Source organism: Candidatus Enterococcus wittei (assembly GCF_002140175.1).
Lineage (GTDB): Bacteria > Bacillota > Bacilli > Lactobacillales > Enterococcaceae > Enterococcus_B > Enterococcus_B wittei.
Genome location: NZ_NGMO01000002.1, coordinates 220,065 through 238,918, shown reverse-complemented (window position 1 = coordinate 238,918; position 18,854 = coordinate 220,065). Strand labels below are relative to the sequence as shown.

General features: G+C 37.1%; 18 protein-coding genes and 1 riboswitch. Of the genes, 7 read left to right on the top strand and 11 right to left on the bottom strand.

Annotation, left to right across the window (positions count from 1 at the left end):
• The 4 genes from A5844_RS14200 to A5844_RS05485 all read right to left on the bottom strand — a co-directional run.
• Nucleotides 1-343 (bottom strand): hypothetical protein (locus A5844_RS14200; RefSeq protein WP_218776168.1); only part of this gene is annotated, 343 nt, incomplete at its 3' end.
• Nucleotides 344-439: 96 nt separating this feature from the next.
• Nucleotides 440-967 (bottom strand): transcription repressor NadR, encoded by a 528-nt coding sequence (locus tag A5844_RS05495; RefSeq protein ID WP_086284264.1) that lies wholly within the window; start codon nucleotides 965-967, stop codon nucleotides 440-442.
• Nucleotides 960-1,811: a chorismate mutase gene (locus tag A5844_RS05490; protein WP_086284263.1), complete on the bottom strand. Its 852-nt coding sequence runs from the start codon at nucleotides 1,809-1,811 to the stop codon at nucleotides 960-962. The genes A5844_RS05495 and A5844_RS05490 overlap by 8 nt, the downstream gene beginning before the upstream one ends.
• Nucleotides 1,801-2,529, bottom strand: a complete 729-nt coding sequence (locus A5844_RS05485; RefSeq protein WP_086284262.1) for an NAD-dependent protein deacylase — start codon at nucleotides 2,527-2,529, stop codon at nucleotides 1,801-1,803. The genes A5844_RS05490 and A5844_RS05485 overlap by 11 nt, the downstream gene beginning before the upstream one ends.
• 185 nt (nucleotides 2,530-2,714) lie before the next feature.
• Here A5844_RS05485 and A5844_RS05480 point away from each other — a divergent pair, with 185 nt between their 5' ends.
• From A5844_RS05480 to brnQ, 5 genes are all read left to right on the top strand, one after another.
• Complete coding sequence (locus tag A5844_RS05480; RefSeq protein WP_086284261.1) at nucleotides 2,715-3,011, top strand: hypothetical protein; 297 nt, start codon at nucleotides 2,715-2,717, stop codon at nucleotides 3,009-3,011.
• 326 nt (nucleotides 3,012-3,337) lie between these two features.
• Nucleotides 3,338-3,512: riboswitch (Lysine riboswitch) on the top strand.
• 224 nt (nucleotides 3,513-3,736) lie between these two features.
• Complete coding sequence (locus A5844_RS05475; RefSeq protein ID WP_086284260.1) at nucleotides 3,737-5,332, top strand: ABC transporter permease subunit; 1,596 nt, start codon at nucleotides 3,737-3,739, stop codon at nucleotides 5,330-5,332.
• A gap of 12 nt (nucleotides 5,333-5,344) precedes the next feature.
• The gene (locus A5844_RS05470; protein WP_086284259.1) at nucleotides 5,345-6,085 is read left to right on the top strand and encodes an amino acid ABC transporter ATP-binding protein; all 741 of its coding nucleotides are present in this window, start codon (nucleotides 5,345-5,347) and stop codon (nucleotides 6,083-6,085) included.
• A gap of 689 nt (nucleotides 6,086-6,774) precedes the next feature.
• Nucleotides 6,775-8,121, top strand: coding sequence for an amino acid permease (locus A5844_RS05465; RefSeq protein ID WP_086284258.1), 1,347 nt, complete (start codon nucleotides 6,775-6,777; stop codon nucleotides 8,119-8,121).
• Between the two features lie 86 nt (nucleotides 8,122-8,207).
• Nucleotides 8,208-9,560, top strand: a complete 1,353-nt coding sequence (brnQ, locus tag A5844_RS05460) for a branched-chain amino acid transport system II carrier protein (protein ID WP_086284257.1) — start codon at nucleotides 8,208-8,210, stop codon at nucleotides 9,558-9,560.
• Nucleotides 9,561-9,829: 269 nt separating this feature from the next.
• Here brnQ and A5844_RS05455 read toward each other — a convergent pair whose 3' ends face one another.
• From A5844_RS05455 to treP, 6 genes are all read right to left on the bottom strand, one after another.
• Complete coding sequence (locus tag A5844_RS05455; RefSeq protein WP_086284256.1) at nucleotides 9,830-10,204, bottom strand: hypothetical protein; 375 nt, start codon at nucleotides 10,202-10,204, stop codon at nucleotides 9,830-9,832.
• Nucleotides 10,205-10,339: 135 nt separating this feature from the next.
• On the bottom strand, nucleotides 10,340-10,804 hold the full coding sequence (locus A5844_RS05450; RefSeq protein WP_086284255.1) for a low molecular weight protein-tyrosine-phosphatase: 465 nt from the start codon (nucleotides 10,802-10,804) through the stop codon (nucleotides 10,340-10,342).
• A 51-nt stretch (nucleotides 10,805-10,855) separates the two neighbouring features.
• Nucleotides 10,856-11,437: a TetR/AcrR family transcriptional regulator gene (locus tag A5844_RS05445; RefSeq protein ID WP_086284254.1), complete on the bottom strand. Its 582-nt coding sequence runs from the start codon at nucleotides 11,435-11,437 to the stop codon at nucleotides 10,856-10,858.
• 76 nt (nucleotides 11,438-11,513) lie between these two features.
• Complete coding sequence (gene ruvB, locus A5844_RS05440) at nucleotides 11,514-12,512, bottom strand: Holliday junction branch migration DNA helicase RuvB (protein ID WP_086284253.1); 999 nt, start codon at nucleotides 12,510-12,512, stop codon at nucleotides 11,514-11,516.
• Between the two features lie 12 nt (nucleotides 12,513-12,524).
• Nucleotides 12,525-13,127, bottom strand: a complete 603-nt coding sequence (gene ruvA, locus A5844_RS05435) for a Holliday junction branch migration protein RuvA (RefSeq protein WP_086284252.1) — start codon at nucleotides 13,125-13,127, stop codon at nucleotides 12,525-12,527.
• A gap of 144 nt (nucleotides 13,128-13,271) precedes the next feature.
• Nucleotides 13,272-15,245, bottom strand: a complete 1,974-nt coding sequence (treP, locus tag A5844_RS05430) for a PTS system trehalose-specific EIIBC component (RefSeq protein ID WP_086284251.1) — start codon at nucleotides 15,243-15,245, stop codon at nucleotides 13,272-13,274.
• Between the two features lie 280 nt (nucleotides 15,246-15,525).
• On the opposite strand from treP, the gene treR reads away from it, so the two are divergent.
• The gene (gene treR, locus A5844_RS05425) at nucleotides 15,526-16,239 is read left to right on the top strand and encodes a trehalose operon repressor (RefSeq protein ID WP_086284250.1); all 714 of its coding nucleotides are present in this window, start codon (nucleotides 15,526-15,528) and stop codon (nucleotides 16,237-16,239) included.
• A 77-nt stretch (nucleotides 16,240-16,316) separates the two neighbouring features.
• A complete protein-coding gene (msrB, locus tag A5844_RS05420; protein WP_086284249.1) occupies nucleotides 16,317-16,763 on the top strand; it encodes a peptide-methionine (R)-S-oxide reductase MsrB in 447 nt (148 codons plus the stop codon).
• A gap of 939 nt (nucleotides 16,764-17,702) precedes the next feature.
• On the opposite strand, the gene A5844_RS05410 is transcribed toward msrB, so the two are convergent.
• Nucleotides 17,703-18,497 (bottom strand): MerR family transcriptional regulator, encoded by a 795-nt coding sequence (locus A5844_RS05410; protein WP_086284247.1) that lies wholly within the window; start codon nucleotides 18,495-18,497, stop codon nucleotides 17,703-17,705.
• Nucleotides 18,498-18,854 lie beyond the last annotated feature (357 nt).

Sequence of the window (18,854 nt, the reverse complement as noted above, 5' to 3'; positions counted from 1 at the left end):
TGAAAAAATCAGCGTTACCCACTGCATGATCACTAAAATCGAGACTCGTTAAAGCGTTGAAAATGGTTTCCACATATACTTTAGGATCATAAGGGAGAAATTCCTCTCTATACACTAGATTATCTAGCTTTTCTGCTAACTGTTCTTTTGCTTCCCCTTCTCCAAAAATTAAAATTTGTTTTAATTTCTGATTCATTGGTCGTTGGGGTGATCCTTCAAATCCTGGATTCATATTTGATTCTTTCCTTTCTATATTACGTAGCCATTTACTTTTATTTTCTATAAATATATCGAATTCTTGGAAAGAAAATAAAACACTTATTTTTAAATAAATAAAAAACACCCATCCATAACAATGTAGGTGGGTGTAGTGCATAATAAAACGGAAATAAAAATCTAAATCATTGTAAGATTAGTTTGTGTATCTTCCAACATCACTTTATTTTATTCCTTCATATAAAATCCCTGCTCCTGCTAAGCTTTTTTTTATTTGCTTTAACGTGTAATTGTCCGGATAGCGGATCGTATGCAAATGGATGCCTGAAGTCAGCTCAGATAATAACGTAGCTTTACTTTTTTTATAACGTTTGATAAAAGAGTGGATATCTTGTTCTGTCTTGATATGGAGCATCCCAGTTAGCTCTCCATATAGCGGATGCTCGACAATGACATCTAAAACTTCGCCCCCATGTTCAACGATTAATCGCAGTTCTTCTTCAGTCTGCTCTTTTGTGTGTTGGACAGCAATTTTGCTCACTAGACCTTTTTGAGATTCACTTGTTTCCAAAAGATATCCTCTTGCAGTAGCGACAATATTTTCGCCCGCTGCCCGTAGTAATGCAATATCACCAACAATGATTTGACGACTTACCCCAAAATGAGCAGCAAATTTGCTCGCACTGACTGGCTTTTCTTCGTTCACCAACGTTTGCATGATTTCTTTTCTACGTGTTTCTCCTTCAATCATCGTATTGCTCCTTCATCCTATTTTTCTGATATGCTCGAGAATGCTTCATGATATCCAGATAAGTTGATTGAATTGCCTCAGTATAAGCGGGTTGCTTGATCCAATGACCGACTTTTTCTAATATTTGTTCTTCTCTTTTCTCATCATAAACTTCTTGCTCTGTTGTTTCTTTAAGGTGACCGATTTTCGACACTACGGTCATTCTTTTCTCAAGTAATCCTACGATCTGTTGATCCAGTATGTCAATCGTTCCCCTTAATGTTTCTAATGATTCTGTAGCAGAAGGTTCATCAATTGTTTTGATGATGCGGGCTGGATTTCCAGCAATGACTACATTGTCCGGAAAAGACTTCGTGACAACTGAACCAGCACCAACGACGACATTATCTCCTAAGACTACGCCTGGTGTAATGATTACACCACCACCCAGCCAGACATTGTTTCCGATTTTAATCGGCTTGGCATACTCTAACCCACTGTTTCGTTTAACAGGATGTAAAGGGTGGGTAGCTGTATACAATTGGACATTCGGTGCAAACATACAATTATCACCGATTTCAATCGTACTAACATCTAAGAAAGTACAATTAAAATTCGCATAAAAATTCTCCCCAACAAAAATGTTATAACCGTAGTCAAAGTTGATCATCGGTTCCATGTAAATCTTTTCGCCAGTCCGTCCAAATATTTCTTTGATGCATTGCGAGCGCAACTCACTTGTTTCAGCCTGATTGATCATCTTGCTTTGATTGCGTGCAAATTTTCGATCCGCCACTAATTCAGGATCACCAGCAAAATATAATTCCCCAGCAATCATTTTCTCTTTTTCTGATTTAATTGTCATAGTCTGCTCCTAATTCATATATTTTTTTGAATACTTCTGCACCATCTGCTTGAACAAACGTATGCTCATCTGAAAGATAGACGGGTGTTTGATTGATAACTAAAAGTTTAGCATTAGGAGATTTATATTGGATCAAATCGCAAAATGGATGAACCTGAAAACTCGTCCCAATGACGACAATCAATTCTGCTTGACTAACAGCAAATGCTGCTTCATTGATCACTTCTTCCTGAAAACCTTCTCCATACAATACAACATTGGGTCGGATTTGTCCGCCGCACTCTAGATGTTTATCGCTTTTCAAGTAGTCTTTCCAGTCCACTTGCTTATAGCATTTCCGACAATAACAATGATACAAATTCCCATGAAAATTCACCAGTTGTCGGCTTCCAGCTTTTTCATGTAATCCATCAATGTTTTGAGAAACCACCCACACCTCTTTTTTCTTTGCCATTTTCGCCATTTCCAAGTGAATAATGTTAGGTTCGGCTGTGGGATGATAGAGATTTTTGATAAAAGAATAAAATTTTTCTGGCTCATGCACTAATGCTTGCTCACTTAATAAATATTCAGGGCGTTCGATCCCTTGATATACACCCGATAGTGAACGATAATCTGGAATACCAGACGGGGTTGACACCCCAGCTCCTGTTAAAAAAGTGAGTTTTGAACATTGAATGATTTCATTTGCAGCTTCTTCTATTGGGTCTGTATTCATTCAAATCACCTCTCTTCTTTTATCTCTAATTATAATCGAAAATAAGTAAAACGCATATATAATCGAACGTCAAACGATTTTAATTTTTTTGAGAAAATCCTCACAAACATCACTGACAAACGAATGAAAACGTGTTACAATACGAATGATCTGTTGAATCAAAGGGAAAAGTGAGGTGAATCAATATGGTAGCATTCTTGATTTATTGGGGCGTTATTTTAGCATGTATTGCTTGGTTAGCATTAAGTATATATTTTTCAATCTTTTATTTGGCTCGTAAAGAAAATGGGAATCTATGGGCATTTGCATTTTTCAATGTACTTGCAGCAATTGTTTTAGCAATTACTCTAGTCGTTTATCGCACTTGGGGCTGGGGAGTCACTCAGTACTCTAGCTTGATTTACTTGATTTTAGCGATTTATGGAGTCTCGATCATCCTACAAGCCATTTTAGGTCGTGAACCTAAAAAATCGGTAGCATAAATAAATGCTTTCTTACCAAGAAAAATAGATGCAGTGCCCTCAGAAATGTTTTTGAAGGCGCTGTATTCTTTTTTAAGAGAAAAGTAGGAAGAATCGACTTCTCTTTTCATGTTATTTTTCTTTTAAAAACCCCTCGAAAAAATGAATAATTATTCTTTTTTAGGAGAAATAGTTTATTTGATTTTTCTTGTAATAAAAAGGAGATTATCAAAACATTTCTTTATTTGTTCCTATTTCTAATAATAACAATCGTTTCTAATTGACAAAGCAAATTGCTTGACGTATACTACTTTTTGTATAAATAACTGAATACGAGATGCCTCAATCAATGAGGTAGAGGTCGCGAGAATCATTAACCCTGTGGAGTGAAGCAAACATGTCGAAACAGGACTAGGGAGGATCGCCGAAATATGCTCTTTTTTGCTTGAAGAGTATGTTGGGACGCAAGTTAAGAGCTTGCGGACTGTCTTAGCAGTGATGCTAAGTTGCGCTATGTTTTGTGAGAGGTTTATCACTCTATGAAATTTTAGCGGCCCTTTTGTACCCACAAAGCGGTCGTTTTTTATTTCCTCCTGATAAGCAGCTGCAACGCATTATATTCGACCACTCGTGTAAAAACTCTTTGAATGCCTTCAAAGTAGTTGAGCGGACATTAGTTCTGTCAGTCATTTTTCAGCAATTTATAGAACTATCTCGTGCGTGATAAAAAAAAAGGAGAAAGACAGATGAAAAAAAATTCAGTTACACTCACTCTAATCTTAGCATTTATTTTATCAATCTTCAGTGTCGGTAATCTTGTAAATGCAGACGATAAAACACCGAATGATCAATTTCGGGTAGGAATGGAGGCTGGGTATGCTCCCTTCAACTGGTCCCAACAAACAGATGCAAATAATGCATTACCCATTCAAGGACAAAACAGCTATGCTGGTGGGTATGATGTACAAATAGCAAAGAAAGTAGCCGATGGCTTGGGTAAAGATTTAGTCATCGTTCAAACAAAATGGGATGGACTAGCTCCAGCGCTTCAATCTGGAAAGATCGATGCGATTATCGCTGGGATGAGTCCTACGGCTGAGCGAAAAAAAGAAATCGACTTTACCGATCCATACTATGAGTCGCAATTAGTCGTTATTGTCCAAAAAGACGGCAAATTCGCGAATGCTAAAAGTTTGGAAGATCTTTCAGGTGCAAAGATTACTGCTCAATTGAACACCTTCCATTACAATGTGATTGACCAAATCCCTGGTGTCAACAAACAACAAGCAATGGATAATTTTTCTGCGATGCGTACCGCACTTGCTTCTGGCATGATCGACGGCTATGTCAGTGAACGCCCAGAAGGTGTAACTGCAACAAGTGTCAACAAAGACTTGAAAATGCTCGAATTAGATGAAGCAAACGGCTTCCAAACAAATCCTGAAGATGTTCAAATCGCTGTTGGTATGCGTAAAGGCGATCCTGACATTCAAAAAGTAAATCAAATACTAAGTGGTATTTCCGAAGACGAACGTACCGCAATCATGGATCAAGCAATTGAAGATCAACCTGCCTCTACTGGTGGCAGTGAAGAAGATACAGGATTACTTCACGATTTTACAACGATTTGGAAACAATACGGAAATATGTTCTTGCGTGGTGCTGGACTGACTCTATTTATCGCTCTGATTGGTACCGTTGTAGGGACAACTCTAGGATTATTGATTGGTGTCTTCCGTTCCATTCCTGAGTCTGAGAATCCTGTTACCCGTTTCTTCCAAAAACTAGCGAATTTCTTACTTTCCGTTTATATCGAAGTCTTTCGTGGAACACCAATGATGGTTCAAGCCATGGTTGTCTTCTACGGATTAGCATTAGCCTTTGGTATCTCACTTGACCGTACGATTGCTGCTTTATTTATCGTTTCGATCAATACAGGTGCTTACATGACTGAGATCGTTCGTGGTGGGATCTTTGCGGTCGATGAAGGTCAGTTTGAAGCCGCACAAGCCATCGGTATGACTCATGGTCAGACCATGCGTAAAGTCGTTATTCCACAAGTTTTACGTAATATCTTACCAGCGACTGGTAATGAATTTGTCATCAATATCAAAGACACTGCAGTACTGAGTGTTATCGGAGTAGCTGACTTATTCTTCCAAGGGAACTCAGCATCTGGTGCAAACTTCCAGTTCTTCCAAACATTTACGATCGTCGGTCTGATCTACTTAGTCATGACTTTCACGATCACCAGAATCCTACGTATTGTTGAGAAGAAAATCGATGGACCATCCGCTTATACAAAAATCGAAGAAGTCGACAATGCGAACTTACAGGAATAAGGAGGAAGAACGATGAGTGAGAATATCATTGAAATCAAACATTTAAGTAAAAAATTTGGCGAAAACGAAGTCTTAAAAGATATTAGCATGTCAATCAAAAAAGGCGAAGTAGTAACTGTTATCGGTTCTTCTGGTTCCGGCAAATCAACCTTTTTACGTTGTATCAATTTATTAGAGAAACCTTCAGGCGGCGAAATCATCTATAATGACGAAAACGTCCTAGCCCCAAAATACAACTTACCAAAATATCGGACAAACGTAGGAATGGTTTTCCAATCATTTAACCTTTTTAGTAATATGAATGTCTTAGAAAATTGTATGTCTGGACAAACGACAGTTCTAAAACGAAACAAAGAAGAAGCCCGTCGTGTCGCAATCGAAAATTTAGAAAAAGTCGGTATGGAACGTTATATCGAAGCAAAACCTTCTCAATTATCTGGTGGACAAAAACAACGGGTAGCCATTGCTCGCGCTCTATCAATGAATCCTGACGTCATGCTCTTCGATGAACCAACCTCTGCCCTTGACCCTGAAATGGTCGGTGAAGTGTTGAATACGATCAAAGATTTAGCCCACACAGGATTGACGATGATTATCGTCACGCATGAAATGGAATTTGCTAAAGAAGTATCCAATCGCGTAATCTTTATGGACAAAGGCGTAGTAGCCGAAGAAGGAACACCAGAAGACATCTTCGTTCACCCTAAAGAAACACGAACAAAAGAATTCCTATCAAGAATTTTAAATAATTAATCAAGGTTGTGATAACAGCGTCCTGATCCAAGCAGTAAGATTAGAAAATCACAAAATAGCTCTTCATATTTTGTGATTTTCTAGCTTAGTGCCGAGGATCAGCTGGGAGAACACCGTTAATCAAGGTTGTGAAAAAGACGTTCAACTCCAAGTATTAAGACCAACCTCGAGAAAATAGTTTTTCATATTTTTTCGAGGTTTGACTTAATATCGAAGGAGTTGTCTTTTGAACACCGTTTATCCAGGTCGTGACAACAGCGTTCTGATCCGAGTAGTAAGATTAGAAAATCACGAAATAGCTTCTCATATTTTGTGATTTTTTAGCTTAGTGCCGAGGAACAGCTGGGGGAACACCGTTTATCAAGGTTGTGAAAAAGACGTTTAACTCCAAGTATTAAGACCAACCTCGAGAAAATAGTTTTTCATATTTTTTCGAGGTTTGACTTAATATCGAAGGAGTTGTCTTTTGAACACCGTTTATCAAGGTCATGGAAAAAACTTCAAGTAGTATTAACATAACAACCACTTGCTACTTCGAGATAGCCATTTTATTTCGATCAGCAGTGGTTTTTTTATGTTTCTTATTTTTCAGCAATTTAATTGAATATTTTCTGTATCTAAGTTGTATTTTTGCAAAAACTCTCTTAAGATAAGAGATAATTCAAATTTTTTTAGTTAGGATGATTCAAATGAATGAAACGCAAGAATTACAGCGGGGCCTCAAAAATCGCCATGTCCAGCTGATTTCCATTGGCGGAGCAATAGGTACAGGGTTGTTCTTAGGCTCAGGTAAATCGATCCAACTAGCAGGGCCTTCTATTTTATTGGCTTACCTTCTTACTGGTTGTATTTGTTTTTTTATCATGCGTGCACTAGGTGAACTCTTATTATCAAATACAGATAACCATTCGTTTTTAGATTTCATCGCTGAGTATTTAGGAAAAAAGGCAGCATTTGTTACCGGCTGGACTTACTGGTTTTGTTGGATTGCTATTGCAATGGCGGATTTGACAGCTATAGGGATGTATGTCCGTTATTGGGCGCCTGGTGTGCCTCAATGGCTACCCGAGCTGATTGCCTTAGTTTTACTCTTAGGATTGAATATGGTGGCCGTATCGCTGTTTGGTGAATTAGAATTTTGGTTTGCTCTGATCAAAGTGGTAGCTATCCTCGCTTTTATTATTGTTGGTGCTTATATGATTATTACCCATTACAAAACCAGTGCCGGAGTAGCTAGCGTTGCCAATCTATGGTCTCATGGAGGGATTTTCCCAACAGGTGCCAAAGGCTTCATTCTCTCCTTTCAAATGGTGACCTTTGCTTTTGCAGGAATTGAATTAGTAGGTCTAGTAGCAGGGGAAACGAAAAATCCAGAAAAAGTACTCCCAGAAGCTATCAATAATATCCCTATTCGAATCATTCTTTTTTATCTTGGTTCTCTTTTTGTCATTATGGCTATCTACCCATGGAATAGTTTGAACGCGGATCAAAGCCCTTTTGTAGAAGTATTCTCAGAAATCGGTATCACCATCGCAGCTTCATTGATCAATGTAGTGGTCTTAAGTGCCGCTGCTTCGGCTTGTAATAGCGCCATTTACAGTACAGGACGGATGCTACGTTCACTCTCTCAAGAAGGTAGTGCGCCTAAAAAATTTAAAAAATTGACGAAACACCGAGTCCCAGGAAATGCATTGATTTTTTCTACAATCATCATTTTCTTGTCAGTTGTTTTAAATTACTTCATGCCTAGTCAAGTATTTACACTAATCAGTAGCATCGCTACCACTTGTTTCTTATTTATCTGGAGTATGCTAGTTTATACTCACTTGAAGTATCGGAAAAGTATTCTTGGTAAAAAAGCCCATGGATTCAAAATGCCTTTTTATCCTTTTAGTAACTACCTTGTCTTTCTTTATATGGCATTTGTCTGTATCGTTTTATTCTTAGGGAAAGATACTAGAATTGCTTTATTAATGACCCCTTTATGGTTTATTGGTCTTTTGATAATCTATCGTTGGAAGTATGAGAAGAAATAAGTCAGAAATCTATAATTTTCAGAAAATTGTTGCAATTAATAGTATTTTTTGATACTTTTAACAAATAAAAAACAAAGGAGTTTTCTATGTCAAAAAAGCTATCATTTAAAGAAAATATGTTTATTGGTTCCATGTTATTCGGACTATTCTTCGGTGCTGGAAATCTTATTTTCCCAGTACACATGGGACAGGAAGCTGGTTCAGAGGTATTTTGGGCTAATCTTGGATTTTTAGTCACAGGAATCGGCCTACCTTTTCTTGGAGTTATTGCCATTGGGGTTTCTAAAACATCTGGTGTCTATGAATTAGCTCAACGAATAAATAAAAAATATGCATTGATTTTTACCGTTCTGCTCTACTTAGTCATTGGTCCATTTTTTGCTTTACCTCGTTTAGCAACCACTTCTTTTGAGATTGGCTTGGCGCCATTTATTTCAGCTGAGCACCAGACTTTGTTTCTAGCTATTTTTAGTTTTCTATTCTTTTTTACAGCATGGTGGTTATCGAAACGTCCTACTAAAATTCTTGATTATGTAGGAAAATTTTTAAATCCTGTTTTCTTATTATTATTGGGCGCATTACTGTTACTTGCCTTTATAAAACCACTTGGCTCAGTTGCTCAAGCACCTGTACAACCTCATTATCAGGATCAAGCCTTTTTTACAGGATTTACCCAAGGATATAATACGCTAGATGCATTAGCTGCGTTGGCTTTTGGTATCATCATCGTCACTACGATCCGTAATATGGGTGTGACAAAACCTGCTGAGATTGCAAGAGACACCATCAAATCTGGTGCAATCAGTGTCATCTTGATGGGGATCATCTATACGTTACTATCTTATTTAGGAACGATGAGTCTAGGCCGTTTCCCTATGAGTGAGAACGGGGGGATCGCACTTGCACAAATTGCTGATCATTATTTAGGAACTTATGGCAGTATCTTACTCGCATTGATTGTGATTCTTGCTTGTTTAAAAACAGGAATTGGTTTGATCACTGCTTTTGCAGAAACATTTACTGAATTGTTTCCAAAAGGTAGCTATCTCTTCTTCGTAACCGCCACAAGTCTCTTAGCTTGCTTGGTAGCGAATGTTGGACTGACAAACATTATTCAAATTTCCTTGCCTGTATTGATGTTTATTTATCCTCTAGCTATGACTTTGATCTTACTTGTACTTATCGGACCATTGTTTAAGCAAAGAACTTGTGTCTATCGCATGACGACCTACTTCACTTTGTTGGCCTCGATTGTAGATGGATTGAATGCTTGTCCAGATAGCATCAAACAAACAACCTTAGTCCAACACATACTGGATTTTGCCAATGCCTATCTCCCATTCTTTTCTTTAGGTATGGGGTGGATTACTCCAGCTGTGATTGGTTTTGTCATCGGACTTATCTGGAGTTTTGTGAAAAAGGAAAAAGTGACACTTTAATTTTTCACAAAAAAAAATTAACAACTTTCGTAAACTTTCGTCACAAAATATTCACAAGTTCCCTTTAGTATATAAGCATACCAACAAACAACCCTAACAACACTTTTTCATTTTTAACTCCTTTCCTGCTAGCTCCCCGGCTAGCAGGACCTTTTTTTGTCTAAAAAAATTTTTTCGGTTTCTCACATTTTTGAACAGATCAAAAAAGAGAGGGACTTGATGCCCCTCTCTTTTCCTTATAACCGACTGTGACGGTTTGTATTACTTCTTTATCTTGATAATCTTTCTTGTTCTCCTGCAGGTGAAAGACTCGTGATTTTCTCGATCTGTTCAAATGGCACAATTCGAATTTGTTGTTCTTTGTTTTGTAATCGGATCATTACTCGATCTTTTTCGATTGTTTTAGTCGCGATCCAACCAGCAATCGTTTCATGTTTATTACTTTTACGGTTTTCTCGTAATTGTAGAATCACTAAACTATTCTGTGCCGCTGCTTTTTGAAGTTCGAGCAGAAACTCTCCTTGCAAACGTACATTCTCGGCCTTTTCTTCAGTGTCATTTACAAAAGAATCAAAAAGTTGAAACGAGGTGTTAGTCACTAACTTAGTCAGTTTCTTCATCGGTGATACTGTCTCTTCGTCCATCGAATGTACTCCTCCTTTAGCTTAGAAAGCGTTACTTAATTAACACTATTCTACCTAATTCCCATTAAAAAAACAAGCATATAGATTGTTTTTGCTTGTCTAAACTCTTTTGACCAAGTACAAAACAATGTTATTTTAAAACGTTTTTCTCCATATTTCTAACCAATTTTCCAAACCTTGATTAAGCAATTGATAGGTTTCCTCAAAATTATTTGTATAGTAAGGATCAGGTACTTCCTGTTCTTCTTTACCCGCTACACTACTTAGAAATAAATGAATCTTATCTTGAGCATTATCAGGTGCGATTCGCTTCAAATCAGCAACATTGGCTTGGTCCATACCGATAATCCAGTCAAATTCCTGAAAATCTTCTGGACGAACTTGGCGGGCAATCATCTGGCTCGTGTCTACCTGTTCTTTTTCAAGAATCGCTTGAGTACCAGGATGTGGCGAATTTCCCACTTCATAAGTACTTGTAGCAGCAGAATCGATCCTAAACTGATCAGCCAATCCTTGTTGCTCGACCTGCTTTTTTAATAAACCTTCTGCCATTGGCGAGCGACAGATATTTCCCAAACAAACAAATAAAACATTAGTCATAAGATTCTCTCCTTTTCACCATCATAACAAAAGAGCATAGCACACGTATGATTATTGATTTTCCTGTTCCTCTTCCATTGCATATAACCGATAAGAATAGAGTTCTGTATCTTTTGCTAGTCGGAATAGTTGCATTGCGATTTCTAAAGGTGTTTCTGTATAACCTTGGATGATCCAATTCACCAAGACACCACTACAACCATAAGAAAAGAAACGTGCATAAAATAGCTTATCCGATGCAGTCAGCTGTTTTTCTTCATCCATTTGCTCGAATATTTTAATAAAGGAAGGTTGAATAAGGGCAGTAAACTGTTTCTGTAGGATTTCTTGTTCAGAACTAACAGTACTTGCATAAAATTCTTTGTTTTCTGCAATTGCCTTAAGCATCTTTAAAGCTTGTTCTTCCCAGTTATCTAAGGAAAGAGCCTCAGATTCTAAAAAATGTAAAGAATCATCGTAGTAGACCCAATGTAGTAAATCTACTTTATCCGTGAAATGATAATAGAAAGTTTGCCGATTGATTCCTGCTTCCTGTGCAATCTGCTGGACACTAATCTTACGAAAAGAGTGTTGTTCACATAAATTTATCAAAACTTGCTTAATCAATTGTTTCGTATGTGACGTCTCTCCCATATAAAATCCTCCCTTCAACTTAAAAGATACGTATTCAAACTATATCATGATCCGGCCATAAATAACCACCATCACTCTACTGATATTCATAGCCAAAATGTTCATAAGCATAAGCTGTCGCAATCCGTCCACGAGGGGTTCTTTTTAAAAATCCCTTTTGGATCAAAAAAGGTTCATACATATCTTCAACAGTTTCTCGTTCTTCACCAATATTGACCGATAGCGTACTTAATCCTACTGGTCCTCCGCCGTATAGCTCGATCATCGTTTTCAGAAGTTTTTGGTCCACATAATCCAATCCTGCCTGATCAACTTGTAATAAGGTAAGGGCTCGGTCAGCAATCTGTTGATCGATTCTGCCATCACCTTGTACTTGCGCAAAATCTCGGACTCTTTTAAGTAACCGATTGGCAATCCTTGGAGTACCTCGAGAGCGTCTAGCGATTTCTAACGCACCATCTGCAATGATCTCTGTTTGAAAAATATCAGATGAACGTAAGACAATTTCTCGTAAGTCTTTTTCATCATAATACTCCATATGAGAAATGATGCCGAAGCGATCACGTAGAGGCGCTGACAACATACCAGCACGTGTGGTCGCCCCAATCAATGTAAATGGAGGTAAAGGAAAATGAACAGGGTGAGCCGTTGGTCCTTGTCCAACCATGATATCCACATAAAAATCTTCCATCGCTGAGTATAACATTTCCTCCGCTACACGTGGTAATCGGTGGATTTCATCGATAAATAAGACATCCCCTGCTTCAAGTTCATTCAAAATCGCTACTAGATCTCCTGGACGTTCTACAGCTGGTCCACTTGTTGTGCGGATATTCACCTGCATCTCATTGGCAATCACCATTGCCATCGTGGTTTTCCCCAACCCAGGAGGCCCATATAATAATACATGATCCAATGGCTCTTCTCGATTTCGAGCAGCTTCAATATAGATCTGCAGTTCTTGCTTCACTTTATCTTGCCCAATATATTGTGAGAGTAATTGAGGGCGAAGGGATTTTTCCAAACTAAATTCATTTTCGCCTGTTTCAGGGGATAAAAGATGTTCGTCGGTCATATTACGCCCTCCTTATTTTTTCATCATCAATTTCAATGCTTGTCTCAAGTATTCGTCCGTTGTCTGATTTTCGACTTCCTTCAATTGTTTTTCTACCCGTTTGATCTCACGTTCACTATAGCCAAGAGCAGCTAAAGCTTCCATAGCTTCAGATAACGCACTGGTATCTTGAGCGCTCGCTTCATCAAACAAAGTAAATGGCGTGTCGATACTTAATTCGCCAAATTTCCCTTTCAGATCCAAAATCATTTGTTGTGCTGTCTTTTTCCCAACACCAGGAAACTTTGTCAGATAAGTGACATCGCCAGATTCTACCGCTTGAATCAAGCCAGAATGATCCTCACTAGCCATGATCGCCAAGGCACTTTTAGGACCGATCCCCGATACGCTGACTAATCGTAAAAAAAGTTGCTTTTCTTCCAAAGAATCAAAACCGTAAAGTAACTGAGCATCTTCTCGAATCACCTGATGAACATAGATTTTTACTTCCTGATTTAATTTACCACTGTAGCGATAAGGATTGCCTAAAGCAATCTGATACCCGATTCCTTGTGTTTCTAGGACGAGATAATAAGGATTGATAAAAGTCACTATCCCTTTTAGATATTCATACATTAAAAGCTCCTCTTTCTTTTGCACACATACGTTCCCATTTTTCCTATTATTGTAGCATACTTTCTTCTTTTAAAAAAGAGGTGCCCATATTGAAATACGAGCCTAAGATCTGGACACAGATCTAGGCTCGTATGATTTTATGAGTTATTTGATTGTTGCTTGTCCGATAGCTTCTTCGTGATGGACTTCTCCTGATTTTTCCAAGGACAAACCTGCCACTTTTTCACTATTCGTCAGTACAACTAAAACATCAGTTTTTTTACCTGCTTGAACGACTGCTTCAATGTCCATTTCAGCAAGTAACGTGGTCGGAGTGACTTCTTCCCCTTTTTCTACGAAAATCTTAAAAGGTGCTCCTTTTAATTCTACAGTATCTAGCCCCATATGAACGAGTACTTCAAGGCCTTCTCTCGTTAAAATACCGATAGCATGTTTCGTCTCAAAAACATTTGTTACTACTCCCGCTACTGGTGCATAGATTTTTTTGTTTGAAGGAACGATCGCATAACCATCTCCCATCATTTTTTGTGAAAACACGGGATCCTCAACATCGCTGATGGCTTTGATTTGACCATCTGCTACTGCAAATAATTCTTCTGTCACTGTTTGGACAGTAGCTGTATCACCAGCTGCAAATGACTCTGGTTGCACACTGATTCCTTCTGCTGTTTGCAAAACACCTTCATTTGCTGCAACAGGATCGATTTTATTTAAAATCCCTTTACGTCTAAATACTACAGTTAAGCCGAAAGGAACAATAATAGCAATGATCATCGCAATCGTAAATGGTAGCCAAGTTTGGATTTGAATCGCTAAAATCCCTGGTAATCCACCGACTCCAATGGCATTGGCTCTCACATCCATCAAGTTTGCAAACATCCCTGCTAATCCTGATCCGATCATCGCAGCGACAAAAGGATATACATACTTCAAATTGATCCCAAACATCGCTGGTTCTGTTACCCCTAAGTAACAAGAAATCATTGCTGGAATCGAGATCTGTTCTTCTTTTTTATTGCCACGATGTAAGAAAATAATGGCAAGTACCGCAGATCCTTGAGCAATATTTGACAATGCAATCATCGGCCATAAATTCGTAGAGCCAAAATCGGCAATCAACTGCATGTCAATGGCATTGGTCATATGATGCAATCCAGTAATAACAAGTGGTGCGTATAAGAACCCAAAGACAGCACTGAATAGCCAGCTGATTGATGAAGTTAGACCCATATTGACAATGTTTGAAATCCAACTACCAATCGTCCAACCGACTGGACCTAAAATCACGTGAGCAGCTAAAACGGTTGGTAATAAAGAAAATAATGGCACAAAAATCATTGAAATAGATTGTGGAATATACTTACGGAAGAAAATTTCTAGATAGGCCAACATAAATCCGGCAAGCATCGCAGGAATTACTTGTGCCTGATAACCAATCATTTGAACTTGTGCAAAGCCAAAATCCCAAAATGGAATATCCCCGGCAGCCGTTGTGGCTACACTATAAGCATTTAATAATTGCGGTGAAACTAAAGTAATCCCAAGGACAATCCCTAAAATCTGAGTTGTACCCATCTTCTTAGCAATACTCCATGTGATCCCTACTGGAAGGAAATGGAATATCGCTTCACCCGGCAGCCATAAAAACGCATTCACACCATTCCAAAAAGTGGAATGTTCTACTATGGTTCCACCAAGGCTTTCAAATTGAATACCTTCTAATACGTTACGGAAACCTAAAATCAATCCTCCCACGATAATCGCTGGAATTAAAGGTGTAAAGATCTCTGCCAACACGGCAATTGCACGTTGAATAGGATGTAGATTTTGTTTAGCTACCGCCTTGCTCTGTTCTTTGGATACGCCTTCAATACCAGATACAGCAACAAATTCATTATAAAAAGTGGAAACATCATTCCCAATGATCACTTGGAATTGACCCGCATTCGTAAACATTCCTTTGACACTTGGAATATCTTCAATTGCTGATTCGTTTGCTTTTTCCGGATCATTTAAAACAAACCGCATACGTGTCGCACAATGACTGACTGCAGCTATATTCTCTTTACCGCCTACTTCTTTTAATAATTTTTCGGCATCTTGTTGATACTTCCCCATAAAATAAGCTCCTTCCTCTTCAACTTGTGTATACAAGTTGTTTTATAGTCACACTATACTGTTTTTTCAGACAAAATGCAAGCGTTTTATGTTAATGGACAAAATTTTAATGGCGTCGTTTACAAATACGAAACAGCGATTATTAAAATACGGTTTCAATTCTTTGCTATAAAAAACTGAGCGATGATAAAAATAACAATTTTATGAAGATTGAAATCTATCTATAGCTGTAGTATAGTGGATAAACAAAAGATGAAATATTCATTAAAAGGAGTAGAAAATGAATAAATTCAACGAAATATTTTTAGATTTAGAGCAAAAAATCATTGAAAATGAATATCCACCTCATACCTTGTTACCAAGTGAGAATCAATTGATTAAAATCTATGGTGTTTCACGGGAAACAATTCGCAAAGCCCTAAATTTATTGACAACAGAAGGTTATATCCAAAAAAAACAAGGCAAAGGTTCTATTGTCTTAGACAGAAATCGCTTTGATTTTCCCATTGCCGGATTAACTAGTTACAAAGAACTTCAGCAAACACAACATATCCCCAGTGAGACGATCGTCCACACGCTCGAAGAATCTCTGGTAGATCCTGAATTAAGTGAGATTACTGGGTGGAAGGTAGGAACACCTGTCTGGCATTTAGTACGTCAAAGAAAGATCAATGGTGAGGTCGTGATTTTAGACCGAGATTATCTTTTAAAAGAAACCGTCCCCCTTTTAACAAAAGAACAAGCTGAAAATTCTATTTACGAATATTTTGAGAATGAATTACAGTTGTCCATTGCTTACGCCCAAAAAGAGATTACCGTGGAACCAGTCGCCCCTACTATCCAAGCTGCTATGGATCTGCACGATGACCCTTATGTAGTCATCGTTCGTGGACTAGTCTATTTAGAAAATACCCAATGTTTCGAATATACCGAATCGATTCATCGCTTAGATAAATTCCGTTTTGTAGAATTTGCCCGCAGAAGGAAAATTTAAATTTCACGATAAACAAAGCAGATTGTTTGATTCTTCTATCTTTGTCAGTATTATTAGAAGACAAAGGGGGCTTTTTGATGGATAAGCCAATAAACACAAATAAAGAAAAGCTAAAAGAGACCTTGTCACCGATTTCTTATGCTGTCACGCAGGAAAATGCTACCGAACGGCCATTTAGTGGAACCTATGATGATTTTTACGAAAAAGGGATCTATGTAGATATCGTAAGCGGAGAACCATTATTCAGTTCAGCAGAGAAGTATGATGCGGGTTGTGGTTGGCCAGCATTTAGTAAGCCAATCAATAAAAAAGAAGTCAAAGAAAAAGCCGACTTTTCACATGGGATGCACCGTGTGGAAGTCAGAAGTAGTGAAGCAGATTCACACTTAGGACATGTATTTAACGATGGACCTGCTGACAAAGGTGGGTTACGCTATTGTATCAATTCCGCTGCTTTAAAATTCATTCCTTATGAAAAAATGGATGAAGCTGGCTATAGTGAATATAAAACACTTGTAGAATAAATGAACGCAAGAGTAGTAATCGTTTATTCTTAACCAAATATGAATTATAGGTGATATCACTATCGTTTGTCCAAATGATGAACGTATCAAATACCAACAAATAGACTAGAACCTTAGGAATGTTTTTTTATTTCTGAGATTCTAGTCTATTATTTAAGTTTAGATTCTAAATTATTCCTGTTTCTTCACTTTTATTTGTCCAACAAATAAAAGACAAAAAATAGTAGTGGTTTATTTGTTATACCTTTTTTTCCAAAGAGAATAAAAAAAACTAATTTCAACTAAGAAAAAAGTTCCCTTTATCTATTGATTAACCGTAAGTAATAGTTCCTTCTTTTAAACTCTGTTACCATCTTTTTTAAAATTCTTCATTTAAACTCAAATTAGTCATTAAGACAAAGAGGTTCAATCACTTAGACCCAAAAAAACAGATATTCCAGAAGTAACTACTCCCCACTAAGCCGAAGAAATTACTTCTGGAACACTTTCATAGAATATTGGAGTAATTCTTTATGAACTAAGCTAGGTGATTCATCCAGACTACCATCATTTTTTATGACTTTTCTAGTGCCCCGTGACACTTGCTGAACTAACAGTCATCGTATTGTCTGAATTCACTTTGAAAATTCTTGATAGCGTTGCTGTGAACTAAAATTATTCTATCCAGTACAATATCATAATTGAGATAAAAATAATTGATCGGCTGAGCGTTCCCCATGATGCTCAACCATCCCCTCACAGTCGTGTCACTTTTTAAAATTTGATCTGTTTTAGCCCCCACTAAAACCAATTCATTTGCCCCTTTTTTTATATGCTCGAGCAGTAAGTGTTTTACTTAAAGTTATGGTTTTAGATGAAGATGCTATTTATATATTGGTTGTATCAGAAATGGCCCCGTGAAATATTTTAATCATATTAATAATTTCCATGTTGATTAACTTAATTGTTTTTTTCTTGGACATTTAATTCAAGTCGCGTTAAATGAGTGGTCGAATCAGATGACTCATAAAAAGTAACCAAATAAAATTCTAAACAAGTATTCGACACTTCATAACCGTTATGTTCAGCAAATTCTTTCAATCGATTCGCTATTCTTTTTCGATCAAACGGCTCGTTCAATGTCATAGTGACATAGATTCCCTCTGGGATAGTTGCGATACTTCGAGATTTTGTATTGTTTTTATTATCAATCAAAAAGAACGACTGATAATTAAATGAACCATCCTCTTGCCCTACAAAATTACCTGTTAGACCAAATTTATTGATGGGGATTTCTCCACACCATTTTTGAAACAATCTTTTAGAATCCAAAAAAGAATCATCTAGATTGGTTGTCCTATATTTACTTACAACAGCATATCTCTTTTTTATATATATCACGTTGATTTTATTCGTATTTATTTGCTTCGTTTTCTCTAAGTGAGCAACATATTTTTGCAAGATTTCTCGTTTTGTTTCAAGATTTTTTATTTCTGAATGAATGCTCCTTAATTCTTGGGAAAGAGCTTGAATTGTTTGATCGATATTCCTTTCATTTAAAAGGGATTTTATGGTTGATAGAGGTAATCTAAAATATCTAAACAACATGATAGCAGACAATGTTTTAATATCCTTTGATAGATATTCTCTGTAGCCATTATTTTTACGTTTAGGTGTGATCAACCCCAATCTTTCATAATATCTGATACCATGCTTCGTTATTTTATGCAACTTACATAGATTATTGATTTTCATATTAGTTTTCCCTTTTTATTAATATCTAAGTTTACTATAAACTATAGAGCAACTATATAGTCAACACCCAATAATCTATTTATATAATTTATAATAAAATTGTATGTTTTTGCTTGATGCGAAGCCATTCTCCCCTGAAATAATTTCATCTAATCGTTACTTTATGCTTTCACTATACTTGTAAGACTGAGGATAAATTTCTATCTTGTATTTTTTGTCATTTCATTTTTTGTTTATTTTGTACTTCCTCCTCTACATGATCATCTATATTGTTTGCTTGATTCTTTTCTTATCATTTATCTGAAATCCAAAAAATTTGCTATAAAAATACCTATAAAAAAGTTAGTTATTCATCTA